General features: G+C 67.7%; 15 protein-coding genes. 13 read left to right on the forward strand and 2 right to left on the reverse strand.

Annotation, left to right across the window (positions count from 1 at the left end; translation table 11 throughout):
• Window positions 1–30: 30 nt before the first annotated feature.
• The 7 genes from FBY30_RS03165 to FBY30_RS20925 all read left to right on the forward strand — a co-directional run bounded on the left by FBY30_RS03165 (window position 31) and on the right by FBY30_RS20925 (window position 5,581).
• Complete coding sequence (locus FBY30_RS03165) at window positions 31–1,755, forward strand: MFS transporter (protein ID WP_142131203.1); 1,725 nt, start codon at window positions 31–33, stop codon at window positions 1,753–1,755.
• Between the two features lie 44 nt (window positions 1,756–1,799).
• Entirely contained in the window at window positions 1,800–2,612 is an 813-nt protein-coding gene (locus FBY30_RS03170) for a hypothetical protein (protein WP_235009318.1), read from the forward strand.
• 9 nt (window positions 2,613–2,621) lie between these two features.
• Complete coding sequence (locus FBY30_RS20920) at window positions 2,622–2,969, forward strand: cytochrome P450 (RefSeq protein ID WP_268815711.1); 348 nt, start codon at window positions 2,622–2,624, stop codon at window positions 2,967–2,969.
• Complete coding sequence (locus tag FBY30_RS03175) at window positions 2,966–3,163, forward strand: ferredoxin (protein ID WP_142131204.1); 198 nt, start codon at window positions 2,966–2,968, stop codon at window positions 3,161–3,163. Before FBY30_RS20920 ends, FBY30_RS03175 begins: the two co-directional genes overlap by 4 nt.
• Window positions 3,160–4,341, forward strand: coding sequence for an NAD(P)/FAD-dependent oxidoreductase (locus FBY30_RS03180; RefSeq protein WP_142131205.1), 1,182 nt, complete (start codon window positions 3,160–3,162; stop codon window positions 4,339–4,341). The genes FBY30_RS03175 and FBY30_RS03180 overlap by 4 nt, the downstream gene beginning before the upstream one ends.
• A gap of 51 nt (window positions 4,342–4,392) precedes the next feature.
• A complete protein-coding gene (locus tag FBY30_RS03185) occupies window positions 4,393–5,007 on the forward strand; it encodes a TetR/AcrR family transcriptional regulator (RefSeq protein ID WP_142131206.1) in 615 nt (204 codons plus the stop codon).
• Between the two features lie 301 nt (window positions 5,008–5,308).
• Window positions 5,309–5,581, forward strand: a complete 273-nt coding sequence (locus FBY30_RS20925) for a hypothetical protein (protein ID WP_235009320.1) — start codon at window positions 5,309–5,311, stop codon at window positions 5,579–5,581.
• Window positions 5,582–5,672: 91 nt separating this feature from the next.
• On the opposite strand, the gene FBY30_RS03195 is transcribed toward FBY30_RS20925, so the two are convergent.
• Both FBY30_RS03195 and FBY30_RS03200 read right to left on the reverse strand, forming a co-directional pair.
• Window positions 5,673–6,920, reverse strand: a complete 1,248-nt coding sequence (locus FBY30_RS03195; RefSeq protein ID WP_142131207.1) for an FAD-dependent oxidoreductase — start codon at window positions 6,918–6,920, stop codon at window positions 5,673–5,675.
• Window positions 6,913–8,208 (reverse strand): MFS transporter, encoded by a 1,296-nt coding sequence (locus FBY30_RS03200; RefSeq protein ID WP_200830626.1) that lies wholly within the window; start codon window positions 8,206–8,208, stop codon window positions 6,913–6,915. Before FBY30_RS03200 ends, FBY30_RS03195 begins: the two co-directional genes overlap by 8 nt.
• A 48-nt stretch (window positions 8,209–8,256) precedes the next feature.
• On the opposite strand from FBY30_RS03200, the gene FBY30_RS03205 reads away from it, so the two are divergent.
• The 6 genes from FBY30_RS03205 to FBY30_RS03230 all read left to right on the forward strand — a co-directional run bounded on the left by FBY30_RS03205 (window position 8,257) and on the right by FBY30_RS03230 (window position 14,671).
• Window positions 8,257–9,063, forward strand: a complete 807-nt coding sequence (locus FBY30_RS03205) for an IclR family transcriptional regulator (RefSeq protein WP_142131208.1) — start codon at window positions 8,257–8,259, stop codon at window positions 9,061–9,063.
• A gap of 117 nt (window positions 9,064–9,180) precedes the next feature.
• A complete protein-coding gene (locus FBY30_RS03210; RefSeq protein ID WP_142131209.1) occupies window positions 9,181–10,323 on the forward strand; it encodes a cupin domain-containing protein in 1,143 nt (380 codons plus the stop codon).
• Window positions 10,323–11,153, forward strand: a complete 831-nt coding sequence (locus FBY30_RS03215; protein WP_142131210.1) for a fumarylacetoacetate hydrolase family protein — start codon at window positions 10,323–10,325, stop codon at window positions 11,151–11,153. The genes FBY30_RS03210 and FBY30_RS03215 overlap by 1 nt, the downstream gene beginning before the upstream one ends.
• A complete protein-coding gene (locus FBY30_RS03220) occupies window positions 11,153–11,911 on the forward strand; it encodes a maleylpyruvate isomerase family mycothiol-dependent enzyme (protein ID WP_142131211.1) in 759 nt (252 codons plus the stop codon). The genes FBY30_RS03215 and FBY30_RS03220 overlap by 1 nt, the downstream gene beginning before the upstream one ends.
• A gap of 229 nt (window positions 11,912–12,140) precedes the next feature.
• On the forward strand, window positions 12,141–13,736 hold the full coding sequence (locus FBY30_RS03225) for a PucR family transcriptional regulator (protein WP_142131212.1): 1,596 nt from the start codon (window positions 12,141–12,143) through the stop codon (window positions 13,734–13,736).
• On the forward strand, window positions 13,733–14,671 hold the full coding sequence (locus FBY30_RS03230; RefSeq protein ID WP_142131213.1) for a glutaminase: 939 nt from the start codon (window positions 13,733–13,735) through the stop codon (window positions 14,669–14,671). The genes FBY30_RS03225 and FBY30_RS03230 overlap by 4 nt, the downstream gene beginning before the upstream one ends.
• The last annotated feature ends 35 nt before the right edge of the window (window positions 14,672–14,706 follow it).

Consider the following 14,706-nt stretch of genomic DNA (forward strand, 5'->3'; position numbering starts at 1 on the left):
ACTTCTCACTGGAACAAGGGAGTTTCATCGATGAGCCTGACCCCCACCGTCTCGAGCCGCGGCTCGGTGCGCGCCACGTTTGTTGCGGCCTACAGCGCCGTGACCCTGGCGCAAATCACCAACGCACTGCCCGGCGCACTCAACGGAACCTTCGCCGTCGAATTCCGGACCTCCGGCGCCGGGCTGACCTGGATCGCAGGGATGTTCATGATGGGCATCGTGGTCTTCGAGCTCAGCTGGGGCCTGCTGGGCGACCTGTTCGGCCGCAAGAAGCTGCTTTACGCCGGCGCGGCCGTGAGCATTGCCGGTTCCGTCCTGGCGGCACTGGCAGTCAACACGGAAATGATGATCGCGGCCCAGGCCGTGGGCGGCATCGGCGCCGGCATCCTCTTTCCCATCTCGCTCTCCATGATCGCGGCCATCACCCCGGACCACCGAGCCCGGGCCAAGGTCATCGCCACCTGGGCCGGCTTCCTCTCCCTCGGCGCGGTCATCTCGCCCATGCTGGCGGGTCTCACGTCGCAGGCATTCACCGTGCCGGGACCTGCCGCCGGCGCACCCAACGCCTTCAGCGGCTGGCGGGTGGCCTACTACATCGCCGCCGCGATCGCCGTCGCCGTGCTGGTCATGGCCACCCGGGCGAAGGACTCCGCTGCCGGCGGAGGGCGGAAGCTCGATGTGCCCGGGCAGGCCACCCTGGCGCTGGGCCTGATTGCGGTGCTCTTTGCCACCGTGCAGGCGGTCGACGCCGGATTCGGCAGCGCCGAGGTCATCGCCAGCTATGTTGTGGGTGCTGCCCTCCTGGTTGCCTTTGTGGTGATCGAGGCACGGACGCGCCAGCCCCTGGTCCACCTTTCCCTGTTCCGGAACAGCGCCTACTCCATCACCGGAATCGTGGCCGTGACCGGCATGTTCGCCTTCCTGGCCGTCTGCTACAGCACCAGCGTCGCCGTGGGCGGCCTGGCCCTGGCTGAGGCCTGGAAGGTGGCCGTGCTGTTCGTCTTCATCCAGGGCCCGGCGTTTGCCTTCATCCCGGTGGTGAGCTGGCTGATCCACCACGTGGCACCCCGGTGGGTGCTGACGGCCGGCTTCGCCTTCATGGCAGCTTCCGCGTTCTGGCTGTCCACCATCCCGCTGGGTACGCCCGAAGCGTTCGGCGGGACGCCGTGGACTGCCTTCATCCCTCCCCTGTTCCTGCTGGGCATCGCTTTCGCCCTTACGGTGGGCTCCATCACCGCCGTGGCCATCAACACGGTGCCGCCTCAGCACATCGGCATGGCGTCGGCTACCACCAATCTGCTGCGCGACCTTGGCTTCGCCCTGGGCCCGGTGATCGGATCGGCCATCGCGTTCGGCGTCGGGGCAACCGCCTTCGCCGGCCCCCTGGCAGGAATCCTGGGTGGAGCGGGCCTTCCCGCCGACGCCGTGGCCGGACTCTCGCACGTACCGCCGCTGGGATACCTTTCCGGCTGGGACGGCGTCGTTGCCCAGTTCTCCGGCCAGGCCGCCGCCGGCGGTGCCCCCGCCCAGGCAGTGGATGGCATGGCCAAGGCCCTGGCCTCCGTGCAGCCCCAGATCCAGGGGGTGGCCGGAACGTCCCTGGGCCAGGGTTTCCAGGCGGTCTACGTCGCGGCGGGCATCGCCGCCGTCCTGTCGGCCACCCTCACCCTTTTCATAAGCTCCCGCTCCCCGGCTCCCACGGCCGGTGCCATCGCCGAAACCACAGAAGCCAACGCCGAGGCCGTCCAGGCATGACCGGTCCAGGCCCAGAAACCCCGACTATCCGCAAGGAGACAACTGTGAACCCCATCGAATCCGATATCGACATCTGGGATGACGACGTCACGGTGGACCCCTACCCCACCTACGCCGCGCTGCGTGAACTGGGCGGCCTGGTCCACCTCCCGAAGAACAACCTCTACGCCGTCACCCGCTACGACCTCATCCGGGACGTCCTGGCAGATCCGGAGTCCTTCTCCTCCACCACGCTGGGCTTCAACCCGATGGTGAACGAGGCACTGCAGGGCACGTCGCTGGCCTCGGATCCGCCCATGCACACCCAACTGCGGGCCACCCTCTCGGCGAACCTCACCCCGCGGGCCCTGCGCGGCCTCAAGGTCACCATCGACGGGAAGGCGGACAAGCTCGTTGCCGAACTGGTGGCCACCGGTTCCTTCGAGGCCATCGATTCCCTGGCCCGCGCGTTCCCCCTGGACATCGTGGCGGACCTGATCGGGTTCGGCGGCCACGTCAAGGAGAACATGCTGCGCTGGGGCCAGGCGGCAATGCAGGTGCTCGGGCCGCTGAACCACCGCACCCAGGAGAGCTTCCCGATTGCCGGCGAACTCTATGGCTGGTGTTCGTCGGTCACCGCGGAGGACCTGGCGCCCGGCTCCATCGGTCGCGGCATCTTCGACGCCGAGGCCCGCGGGGACATCCCCGAGGGCTCCGCAGGCCACATCATCCACCAGTACCTGGGTGCCGGCGTCGACACCACCATTGCCTCCATCGGCAACATCGTGGCGCTGTTTGGCCGCCACCCGGAGCAGCTCGAGCTGGTCCGCAACAACCCCGAACTGGTTCCCGCGGCCTTCGCTGAGGTGCTCCGTTAGTGGACACCGCTGCACGTCTGGGGCCGCACCACCACCCGCGAGGTGGAGCTCGACGGTGCGACCGTTCCGGCGGGCGCCCAGCTCGGTATCCTCCTGGGTGCCGGCAACCGGGATCCACGGCACTATGACAACCCGGACACCTTCGACGTCACGCGGAACCCGGTTGACCACCTGTCCTTCGGCTACGGTCCGCACGGCTGCGCCGGCCAGGGACTGGCACGCCTGGAAGGGCACGCCATCGTTGAAGCCCTGGCCCGGCGGGTGAAGTCACTGTCCCTGGGCGAGGGGTACCGGGTTCCGAGCAATATGACCAGGAGCTTCGAGCAGCTCCAGGTACTGGAGGTGGAAGCAGCATGAGGATCGAACTGGACCGGCCGCGCTGTGAGGGCCACGGCCTCTGCGAGGAAGCAGCGCCGGCACTGATGCACCTGGACGACGCCGGCGAACTGGTCATCGACGTCCCTGACGTGGAGGGGGACCAGGCCGAGGCGGCAGCGAAAGCCGCGGTCCGGGTTTGCCCCGTGGCAGCCCTGAAACTGGTGGCAGCGTGACGGCTCGCCAGATCGTCGTCGTCGGCAACGGCATCGCGGGCCTCACTGCCTGCGACTCGCTGCGGGCGGCCGGTTTCGACGGCCAGCTGACCGTGGTGGGCGCCGAGCGCCACTCCCCCTACAGCCGCCCGGCCCTGTCCAAGGCGCTGCTCCATGGCGGTGACGGGCTGGCGGCGCACGAGCTCCCCGCACCGACGCACGGCGCGAACGAGTTGCTGGGGGTCAGCGCCACAGGGCTCGACGCCGGGGCGCGCCGGGTGACGCTCGACGGCGGCGGGAGCCTGCCGTACGACGGGTTGGTGATCGCTTCGGGTTCCCGGGCCAGGCGGCTGGCAGGGAGCGCAGAAGCAGGCTTCGACGGTGAGCTGACCCTGCGCACCCTTGAGGACGCCGTCCGGTTGAAGGAACTGGTGGCCGGCCGCCCGTCGGTGATCGTGGTGGGCGGCGGCCCGCTCGGCATGGAAGTGGCGTGGGGCTGCCTGCACGGCGGCTGCGACGTCACCCTGGTCACTGACGGCGAGCCGCTGGTCCGCCAGTTGGGCAGCTACCTCTCCGGCATCTTCACCGCTGCGGCCCGCGAGAACGGGCTGCGGATCGTCAACGGCTCCAAGGCCCGGCTCGTCCGGTCAGGCACCACCCCGCAGGTGGCGTTAGCCGACGGAACGGTCCTGGAAGCGGACCTGCTGGTCAGCGCGGTCGGCGACGAACCGAACATCGAATGGCTGGCAGGCTCCGGCCTGCTCACCAATGGCGCCCTCCGGGTCGATTCCCGGGGCCGGGTTCGCTCCGATGTCGTCGCAGCCGGCGACGTCGCCTTCTTCCCCACCCAGCGGGGACTTGGCCGGGTACCGCTGTGGACCAGCGCGATCGACCAGGCCAAGGCCGCCGCCGTCGGCCTCCTCCTGGGAGACGAGGCTCCGCCGCTGGAATTCCAGCCCTATTTTTGGACGGAAGCCTTTGGATTGTCACTCAAAGCGGTGGGTTTCACGCCTGTGGAGGGGGCGCCCCACCTCCGGGAACAGGGCACCGGGGCCGATTCGTCGCTGCTGCGGTGGGAGCACGCGGATGGTTCCGGTACCGCCGCGGCCATCAACTACCGCATCCCCATCCCCAAGCTGCGGCGGCTGGCCACCACGGGGCAGCAGGTGGTCCGGGCCGCCGAACCCGTGAAGGCCTGAGGCCGCCGCCCCCCGGTTCCGGCGCCCGGACTCCACGTTAGGATTGACGCTATGCCATCGCTGCGCGAAGCCCAGAAGCAGCTCACGCGCGACACCATCGTGGAACGGGCGCTGGAGCTTTTCACCCAAAAGGGCTACGCCGCCACCACCATTGATGAAATCGCCGCGTCAGCCGGTACCACCCGTGTGACCTTTTACGCGTATTACCCCACGCGCGCGGACCTGATGCGGGACTTCATGGCCAGGGTGAACGCCGTCCTGGAGCGCGCCGACGGCCCCGACAGCGGATCTACCGCCCCGGACCTGGTGCAGGTGGTGCGGGACGGCAAGCTGGCCGGCATCCTGTCCTGGCTCGAATCCCGGGCAGCCCTGTGGCCGGTCTTCCGCCCCTACCTGGATGTGCTGGACGAGGCGGCGGCCGTGGACCCCGAGGTGCGCACCATGGTGGAGCGCTGGCATGAGGAAGTCATCACGGACATGGTCCGCGGCATGCAGCTGGCAGGGCGCTTCGCCGGGGAAACCCGCCACATCCGCGGCACCCTGGCCTTCACGCAGCTCGACTACGTGGCCACGCTGTGGACCCGCCGCAAGATGGAGCCAAACCGCGAGCACGCCCTGGAGGTGCTGGCGGACAGCTGGTACCACCTGCTCTGCGACGAAGGCTAGTCTCCGCTCCCGCGTCCGGTTCGGGGGCCCGGGGGTAAAGATCAACGATGAACCGCACCAAGACGGGGTTGCTGTCCGCAGCCTCCGCTGCCGTACTTGCCCTGGGAGTTGCTCTCGGAACTGCCGTGGCCCATGGCACGGTGACTCCGACAACAGCGATGACTGGCGGAGCAATGATGATCAGCGCCGGCTGGTCAAGAGCCTGCGCATCGTTACCGACGACTACCGGTGGCTGGAAAACGCGGAAGCGGACGGCTACCGAAAAATCACTGAATGCATCGACAAACCCGGCGTCGGAGCCATGGGCTTCCACTACGCCAGGCAGGACCTGGTTGATGACAAGACCCAGGCCCGCAAGCCCGAGGTCCTGGTGTACATGCCCGACGAGGACGGCCAGTACGAACTGGTAGCGGCCGAATTCATCTCGACAGCGGCCGACCGTCCTGAGCTCGCCGGCCTCGACTTCGAGGACGGACCGTTCCCCGGTTCCTACGCGCTTCACGCATGGATCTGGCGGGACAACCCGGACGGCATGTTCGCTTCCTATAACCCGGACCTGAGCTGCCCTCAGTAGACCCTCGAGCGCCGTTCCCAGCACAAGCAAAAGGCGGGCGTACGACGCCGGGAGCCACCCGCCGTCGTACGCCCGCCTTAGCTCGCAGTGCTTAGGCTTTCACGAGTTTGGCTCCGGCCGGAACCTCGGCCGGGGCGCCGGGCTCGTTGCGCCCGTAGAGCCAGTCGTTGTACTGGAAGTTGTTGTCGCCGCGGCTCTTGAACAGCATGTTCCGCAGGACGCGGGCTACGCCGTCAACGTGCCAGGACTCGCCCCAGATGCGGGCGGTTCGCTGGACGCGGGCGGTGCGGGCTGCGCGGGTTTCGTTGAACTCGCGGAAGGCATCCTCCCACGCACCGGCGTCGATGCCTTCGGGCGTGAAGACGCAGTTACTGGCGGCGTCCTGCAGCACGGCCGCGTCCTCGAGCGCCTGGCAGGCGCCCTGGGCCAGGTACTGCAGCATAGGGTGGGCTGCGTCGCCGATCAGCGCCATGCGGCCGGACACCCAGTTTTCAATCGGGTTGCGGTCGTACATGGGCCAGCGGATGCCCGTGGCCAGGTTCTTCAGGGCTTCCTGCAGGGCCGGGACGCAGTCCTTGTAGGCCGCTTCCAGTTCGTCCACCCCGCCATACTGCTCCTCGCCGCGTTCAAAGGAAGGAGACTTGAATACTGCCACGGTGTTGAGCAGCTGGCCCTTCCGCAGTGGGTACTGGACCAGGTGGCAGTTGGGGCCCAGGTAGACGATGACGTCCTCCAGGTCCGCTGCAGGGGTTTCCTCGGTGATGGGCACCGTGCCGCGGTACGCCACGTAAGCCGAGTTCACCGGGCCGTCATTGGCAACGGTGGCGCGGAGGGTGGACTTCAGCCCGTCCGCAGCCAGGATGGCGTCTGCCTCGAAAACCTCGCCCTTGGCGCTGTAGGCCCGTGCCCGGTCGCCGTCGGTTTCCACCTTCTGCACCAGGACGTCGTTCACCAGGGTGACGCCGGCTTCCTGGCATGCTTCGAGCAGGATCCGGTGCAGGTCGCTGCGGTGGATCACCACATAGGGGGCGCCGTAGCGTTCCTCGAACTCGCCGCCCAGGGTCTGGCGGGTCAGTTCCTCCCCCGTGACCGCGTCGCGGAACACCAGGTGCTTGGGCTGGACACCGATTTTCAGGGCTTTTTCCAGCAGGCCCCAGCGCTTGAGGACGCGGGAGGCGTTGGGGGCCATTTGCAGTCCGGCACCAACTTCGCCGAAGGCCGGTGCCACCTCAACGAGCGTGACGTCAGCACCGTTTTCGCGCAGTGCCAGCGCGCCGGCCAGTCCGGCCATACCGCCACCCACCACCAGGACATCGGTGGAATCTTTGACGTTAGACATTGGAAACTCCTACTGCTGTTGATTTCTTGATTTTGATGCCGACTGCAGCGATCAGGACTGCCGCTGCGGCTGCTGCTCCGGCGAACGCCAGGAAGTTTGAATTCACACCCAGGCCCGCTGCGAGCAGGAGCCCGCCGGCCTGCGGTGCGGCCACAGCCCCGATCCGGCCCACGCCCAGGGCCCAGCCCAGGGCGGTACCGCGAAGGTGCGCCGGGTAGTGGCTGGCCACGGCGGCGATGATGAGGCATTGGGTGCCGTGAGTCCCCACGCCGGCAAGCACCAGCATGAAATAGACGACCGCGACAGGCGGCCCGGTCACCAGGACCACCAGGGCGACGGCGGCCACCGCCGCTGCCGCAATGGCCGTGGGGATGGGACCGAAGCGGGTTCCGGCCCAGGCCGTCAGCACCGAGCCCGCCACGGCACCGAGGTTGAGTGCCAGCGCGAACGTCAGGGCGGAGCCGAGGTTGTAGCCGGCCAGCTGCATGAGGTTGGGCAGCCAGGTGCCCAGCCCGTACCAGGCGAAGAGGGTCACCAGGGTGCCGATGGCGAACAGCAGGCTGGTACTGAGGTAGGGTGCCCGGAGCAGGGAGCCGAAGCCGACGGCTTCCTTGGCGGTGCTGCCCACGGCGGCGTCCGTTTTGGCGGGGGCCAGCGTCTCCGGCAGGTAGCGGATGCCCAGCGGGATCACCACCAACAGGGCGACGACGGCCACCAGGAACATCACCGGCCAGCCGAAGGCCGGGATGAGCGGGATGCCCACGAGGGCGGCGATGGAGCCGCCGATGGGGACGCCGGACATCATCAGGGTGGCGATGGTGGAGCGCCACTTTTCGGGTACCAGCTCGGCCACCAGGGCATTGGCGGACGGGACCAGGCCGCCCAGACCGATGCCGGCGAGCAGCCGCAGGCCGCCGAAGATGGGGGCGTTGGGTGCAAACGCACAGAGGATGGTGAAGAGGGAGAACAAGACGGCGCAGCCGATGATGGTGCGCCGCCGGCCCCAGGTATCGGACATGCGGCCGGCGAAGACCGCTCCGATCATCATGCCGACGAAGGCCATCGAGCCGATGGTGCCGGCGGTGGCCTTGGTGAGGCCCCAGCCGGTGTCGCTGATAAGCGAGCCCTGGACGGTGCCATAAACGATCAGGTCATAGCCGTCGAAAACGACCAGCAGCCAGCACACCAGGACGGCGAGCACGGAACGCCGGGGAAACCCGGAAAGGCCTGCGCCCGGGGCGGGGGCGGCCATGCGCTGCGGCGCTGCAGCGGAAGTTGTGTGATTCATCCCACCACTGTGCTGGCAGTCATAACGGGTGGCCCATAAGATTCTGTTATGCAGAATCTTCCTGCCCGACGGAAGCCCACCTACTCCATCGAGGCGGTGGACAACGCCCTGCAGCTCCTGCAGCTCCTGCGGGACGTGGGCAGCCTGCGGCTCAAGGATGCCGCGGCGGAACTCGGCGTGGCCCCGTCCACGGCGCACCGCCTGCTGGCCATGCTGGTGTACCGCGGGTTTGCTGTCCAGGACGAAACCCGCCGTTACGTGCCTGGCCCGGCGATGGGCGCCGGACCTGCCGGGTTCAGCTGGACCCGGCAGCTGCGGGACATTTCCCGGCCCCACATGGAAGTGCTTTGCGCGCGCACCAACGAGACCGTCAACCTGATGATCCGGGTGGGCACCAAGGTCCGCTTCCTGGACACGGTGGAAAGCTCGAACATCCTGCGCGTGGGCGACCGCCAAGGGACTTTGCTTCCGGCGCACAAGGCGTCGGGCGGGAAGGCCATCCTGGCCGAGCTCGAACCGGCTGCGCTGGAACAGTTGTTCCGAAGCCCCAACGCGGAGCTGGCCGGCGACTACATTCCCGACGCCGAATACCCGGCATTCCTGCGCGAGCTTGAGTCGGTGCGGGCCAACGGATTCGCCGCAAACTTCGAGGGCACCGAGGAGGGCATCAGCGCCTTTGGGATGGCCCTGCACAACGGCAGGGGCATGGTGGTGGGCGCCTTGAGCGTGGCAACGCCGGTGGCCAGGTTCCGGCCCCTGTTCGACGCGGGCCTGGTGGGCGTGATGATGGAAACCCGGCGGCAGCTGGAGCTGGACATCGCGGCGCATCCGGTGGACGGTGCAGCGGGCACCTGACGGGGCCCGGGATACGAGCGGAAAATTCTGCAAGACAGAATATGTTGGAGATCACAGCATTGCACTCCTTAAGGTCGAATCCACGTCGCAGTCAGTCCGCACGCAAGGAGAAGGCCAGTGTCGATCAGCGCTGAAAACCAAACGCACGAGTCCGTCGCGCAGGAACAGCACGTTCCCGAGCCCACCCCCGAGGAAGCTGTTCAGCTCGAACAGCTGTACCGGGATTTCGATAAAGAGAACCTCATCCCCCTGTGGACCGAGATCGCGGACCTGATGCCGATGGTCCCGTCGCCCAAGGCCGTGCCGCACGTGTGGCGATGGAATGACCTGTACCCGCTGGCCGCCCGCGCCGGCGACCTGGTTCCAGTGGGCCGCGGCGGGGAACGCCGCGCGATTGCGCTGGCCAACCCGGGCCTGGGCGGCACGCCGTATGCCACCCCCACCCTGTGGGCTGCCATCCAGTACCTGGGCGGCCGCGAAACTGCCCCGGAGCACCGGCACTCGCAAAACGCTTTCCGCTTCGTCGTCGAAGGCGAGGGCGTGTGGACCGTGGTGAACGGTGACCCCGTCCGGATGTCCCGCGGCGATTTCCTGCTCACCCCGGGCTGGAACTTCCACGGCCACCACAACGACACCGATGAGCCGATGGCCTGGATCGATGGCCTGGACATCCCTTTCGTGCACTACGCCGACGCGGGGTTCTTCGAGTTCGGCACGGAGCGCGTCACTGATGAAGCCACCCCGGACATCTCCCGTTCCGAGCGGCTGTGGGCCCATCCCGGCCTGCGCCCCCTCTCCGGCCTGGAGAACACCACCAACTCCCCCATCGCCGCGTACCGGTGGAAGTACACCGACGCCGCGCTGCGCGAACAGCTGCTGCTGGAGGACGAGGGCCACCCGGCCACGGTGTCCCAGGGCCACGCCGCCATTCGGTACACCAACCCCACCACCGGCGGGGACGTCATGCCCACCATCCGCGCCGAGTTCCACCGGCTCCGCGCCGGCGCCTGGACCGAGACTGTCCGCGAGGTGGGCTCCAGCGTCTGGCAGGTCTTCGAAGGCACGGGCACCGTGACCCTGAACGGCGAAACCAAGGTCCTGTCCAAGGGCGACCTCTTCGTGGTCCCGTCCTGGGCCGCCTGGTCCCTGCAGGCCGACGCTGGCTCACGAACGGAGTTCGACCTCTTCCGGTTCAGCGACGCACCCATCTTCGAGCGCCTGAACTTCAACCGCACCTACATCGAAGGACGCACCAAGTAATGAAACTCCTCACCCTCCGCCTCGACAACGGCAAGAGCACGACGGCGGTCCGCCAGGACGGCGGCACCCTCACCGAGGTTCCGGGCTTCTCCGACGTCGGGGCCCTCCTGAAGGACCGCAACTGGGAAGCCACCGCTGCGGCGGCCAACGGCGCGACGCACGCGCTCGACGGCGCCGACCTCGCCGCCGTCGTGCCCTCCCCCGGCAAGATCATCTGCGTTGGCCACAACTACCGCAACCACATCAAGGAAATGGGCCGCGAGGTTCCCGAGCACCCCACCCTGTTCGCCAAGTACGCAGAGTCCCTGATCGGTCCCAACGACGACCTGGCCCTGCCGCAGGAATCGGACACCGTGGACTGGGAAGCCGAACTCGCCGTCGTCATCGGCAAGACCGGCCGCCGCATTCCTGAGTCCGAGGCCGCGGACCACATCGCGGGGTACTCGGTGCTGAACGACATCTCCATGCGCGACTACCAGTTCCGCACTATCCAGTGGCTGCAGGGCAAGACCTGGGAGAAATCCACCCCGTTCGGCCCGGCCCTGGTCACCAAGGACGAGTTCACCCCCGGCCCGCTGATGACCTCGGCCGTGGACGGCGAGGTCCAGCAGTCCACCCCCACCTCGGACCTGGTATTCACCCCGGAATACCTGGTGTCCTACATCTCCACCATCATCACCCTCAACCCGGGCGACGTGATCGCCACCGGCACGCCCGGCGGCGTGGGCCATGCCCAGGACCCCAAGCGCTACCTGCAGGAGGGCCAAGTCCTGGTCACCACCATCGAGGGCCTGGGCCAGCTGACCAACCGCGTGGTCAAGGAAGCCTGATGGTCGCCCGGCACGACCAGACCAGCGATCCCGTCCTGCTCGACGGACTCCTGCAGGCCCGGCGCGGCACCGCGTTCTTCGCCCGCAAGCTCAACGAGCTCACCGACGCGGACCTGGACGGGAACTCGCTGCTGCCCGGCTGGACCCGCCGCCACCTTGTAGCCCACGTGGGCTACAACGCGCGGGCCGTCGCGCGGCTGGTCGAATGGGCCGCCACCGGTGTGGAGACGCCGATGTATCCGTCCGTCGAGGTCCGCAACCACGAGATCGACTTCGGCGCCACCCTGTCCCCCATCGCGCTGCGGAACCTGTTCGACCACTCCGCCGTGCACCTGAACGTCGAATGGCGCGACCTGCCCGCCGACAATTGGCACCACAAGGTCAAAACCGTCCAAGGCCGCGTGGTCCCGGCCGAGGAGACCGTCTGGATGCGCACCCGGGAGGTCTGGGTACACGCCGTGGACCTGGACAACGGCGCCACGTTCAAGGACATCCCGGAACCCGTCCTGGCCCGGCTGCTCACGGACATCACCGGCGCCTGGCACGCCCGCGGCACGGACAAGGACCTGGTGGTCGAAGTCACCGGTCAGCCCTCTGCGCTGGTCTTCGGTGACACCACCGCCGCCTCCCCCACCGTGGTCACCGGTGCCCTGCCGGCCATCACCCAGTGGGCCACCGGCCGCGGCACGGACGGCACCATGGCAACCCGCGACGGCGGTTCGGTCACCCCGGCGCTACCGGCTCCTGCCTGGATCTAACGCCCGGGACACTTCCACTAGCCGCCAAAGGCGGGTCAGCATCCGCTGGCCCGCCTTTCCTGTGCCGCCATCTACTTGCCCTGTCCCTGCCTGCCGCCGTATCTCAGACTGCGGACCAAAAATCACAGCCCCCGTTTGGAAGAGGGGCCATATTTCGCGTGCCCGGCGCTCGGTAGCATGAGTGAACCGGACAGAGCCGTCCGGTGGCATCGATGCAAAAGGACAGCCCATGGCCGCGGTTACTGTGGATGACATCCTCTCGGATCTCCCCCTTGGTTTCGCCAGCCTTATCCTCCGGCCAGCCCCGTCGGCGCCAGCCATCGAGCGGTTCCTGATCCTCGACGCCGACGATGAGGGCGTCCAGGCCGCCGGGGCATTTGTGCTGCTCATCGGCGTCCGGGGCCGCTCTGCGCTGCCTGCCATCCGGCGCCTCCTGGACAATCCGCCGCCCGTGGTGGCGGTGAAGGGCAACCGGGAAGATGCCGCCGAGGCCGAGGAACTCCTCAGCGCCGCCGGTTCCGGGCTCCTCCTGGTGGACCCGGCCGCTGACTGGGACCGCCTGCTCTCTATCGCCAAGGACCGCATCCAGCCACGCAGCTACCAGAGCGAAGTGCTGACGTTGCTCGAGGAGGACCTGTTCGCGATCGCCCAGACCACCGCGCGGCTCACGTCCAGCCACGTGCTGATCGAGGATGCGGCCAACAAGGTGTTGGCATATTCAACGGTGACCAACGATATTGACGAGCTCCGGAAAGCGTCCATCCTGTCCCGCCGCGGACCGCGGAAGTACGAGCTGCTGCTCAAGGACCTGGGTGCCTACCGCGAACTCCACCGCACCCGGCAGCCGGTCCGCGTGCCTGCCCGGCCACAGGACGGGCTCCGCGAACGGGTGGCCATCGCACTCTTCGCCGGGGAGCGGATCATGGGCTACATCTGGTTGCAGGAAACCGGGGAGGGCTTCGGACCGGACGTGGAGTACGTCCTCACCGGATCCGCGGCCAGGGTTTCCGGCGAGCTCATCCGCTACCGCAACCAGCAGTCCGTCCACATGCGGGAGGACCGGGTTGCACGGATCCTGTCGGGTCCCGCCGAGGCAGCCGCCAGCGCCCACAGCGGAAAGATCCCCTCGGAGCGTCCCGCCGCACTGCTCCTGATCGGCATGTCCGACGCCGACTCCCGGGCCGACGACGCCGCGCTCAAGCACGGCGAACTGGCCAACCTGGCTTCCATTCACGCCGCCGCGTACAAAGCTTCGGCCGTGGTTGGCCAGTTCAATGGTGACACCGCCATCATCATGCCGGACCTGCAATCCGGAACGGCGGAGGCGGGGCTGAGGTCCCTCGCGGAAGCGGTGGCCAAGGACGCCCGAAAACACCTGGGCATCACTCCATACGCCGCCGTCGGACCCCTGGCCCCCGATCTGTTGTCCCTCCACAGGGTCACCGGCATCACCGAGGCCCTGCTGGCGTGTGTGCGGAACGCCGCACCGGGCACGGTGGCTGTCCTGGACGATTTCGAGGCGGAGATCCTTTACCGCGAAGCCGTGCGCAACTTCCACACCTCCGCCTTCCGCCACCGGGCGCTGGCAACGCTGCTCCAGGCGGACGCCGAACTCGCAGCAACCCTGCGGGCCTACTTCGACGCGTGCTTCGACGTTGCCGAATGCGCCAAAAACATGAACCTCCACAAGAACACCGTCTACTACCGGGTGGCCAAAGCGACCAGGGTCACTGGCCTGGACTTCGGCAACCCCCGCGATTCACTGGTGGCCCTGCTCCATCTCCAGGAGTGGGCCTCCTCCAACGACAATTCAGGCAGGAAATGAGCACCACCCTCAGCGCACCGCCCCTGGGTCTCCTCCTCGGGGACATCGTCCGCCGCCACCGGCCACGGCAGAAAGCCGGCAGCGTCCCCACGAACATTCCCTTCCTGGCCACGGTTCCGTTCAACCGTTTTGGAATCGCTGTTGCCAGCACCTCCGGGGAGGTGATCAGCTCCGGGGACGCCGGCGTGCCCTTTTCCATTCAAAGCATTTCCAAGGTGTTCACCCTGGCCATGGCCCTGCAGGGCGGCCGATCGGACGCCCTTTGGTCCAGGGTGCTGCGTGAGCCTTCCGGAACTGCCTTCAACTCCCTGGTCCAGTTGGAAGCCGAAAAGGGTATCCCCCGGAATCCCTTCATCAACGCCGGCGCCCTGGTGGTCACCGACCACCTGCTGGAAGAGACACCCGACGCGGCCACGCAGCTCCTGCGGTTCCTCACGGAACAAGCGGGTGACGCGGGCCCCGCGCCGGCAGTCGATGAAGCGGCCGCTGCCGGTGAGCTGGGCAGCAGCAGCCGCAACCTGGCCCTGGCGCACTTCCTGAAGGATTTTGGCAATCTCACCCGGCCGGCCGCCGTCGTGCTGGAAAACTACGTCCGCCAGTGCTCCATCATGATGACCTGCGTCCAGTTGGCCAAGGCCGGCCTGTTCCTCGCCAACAACGGCCAGGGAATAAACGGGGCCGTACTGTCCCCCAGCGAGGCCAAGCGGATCGGTTCCATCATGCTGACCTGCGGCATGTATGACGCCGCCGGCGAATTCGCCTACCGGGTGGGCCTGCCCGGCAAGAGCGGGGTGGGCGGCGGCATTCTGGTCATCGTTCCGGGCCAGTGCGCCATCTGTGTTTGGAGCCCCCGCCTGGACGCAAAGGGCAACTCCCTTGCCGGCACCGCCGCCCTGGCTGATCTCTCGGACCGCACCGGCTGGTCGGTCTTCTAAGTTTCCCCATCCGCCTGGATCTTTCCCTGATTTGA

It is taken from the genome of Arthrobacter sp. SLBN-83 (genome assembly GCF_006715285.1).
Classification (GTDB): domain Bacteria; phylum Actinomycetota; class Actinomycetes; order Actinomycetales; family Micrococcaceae; genus Arthrobacter.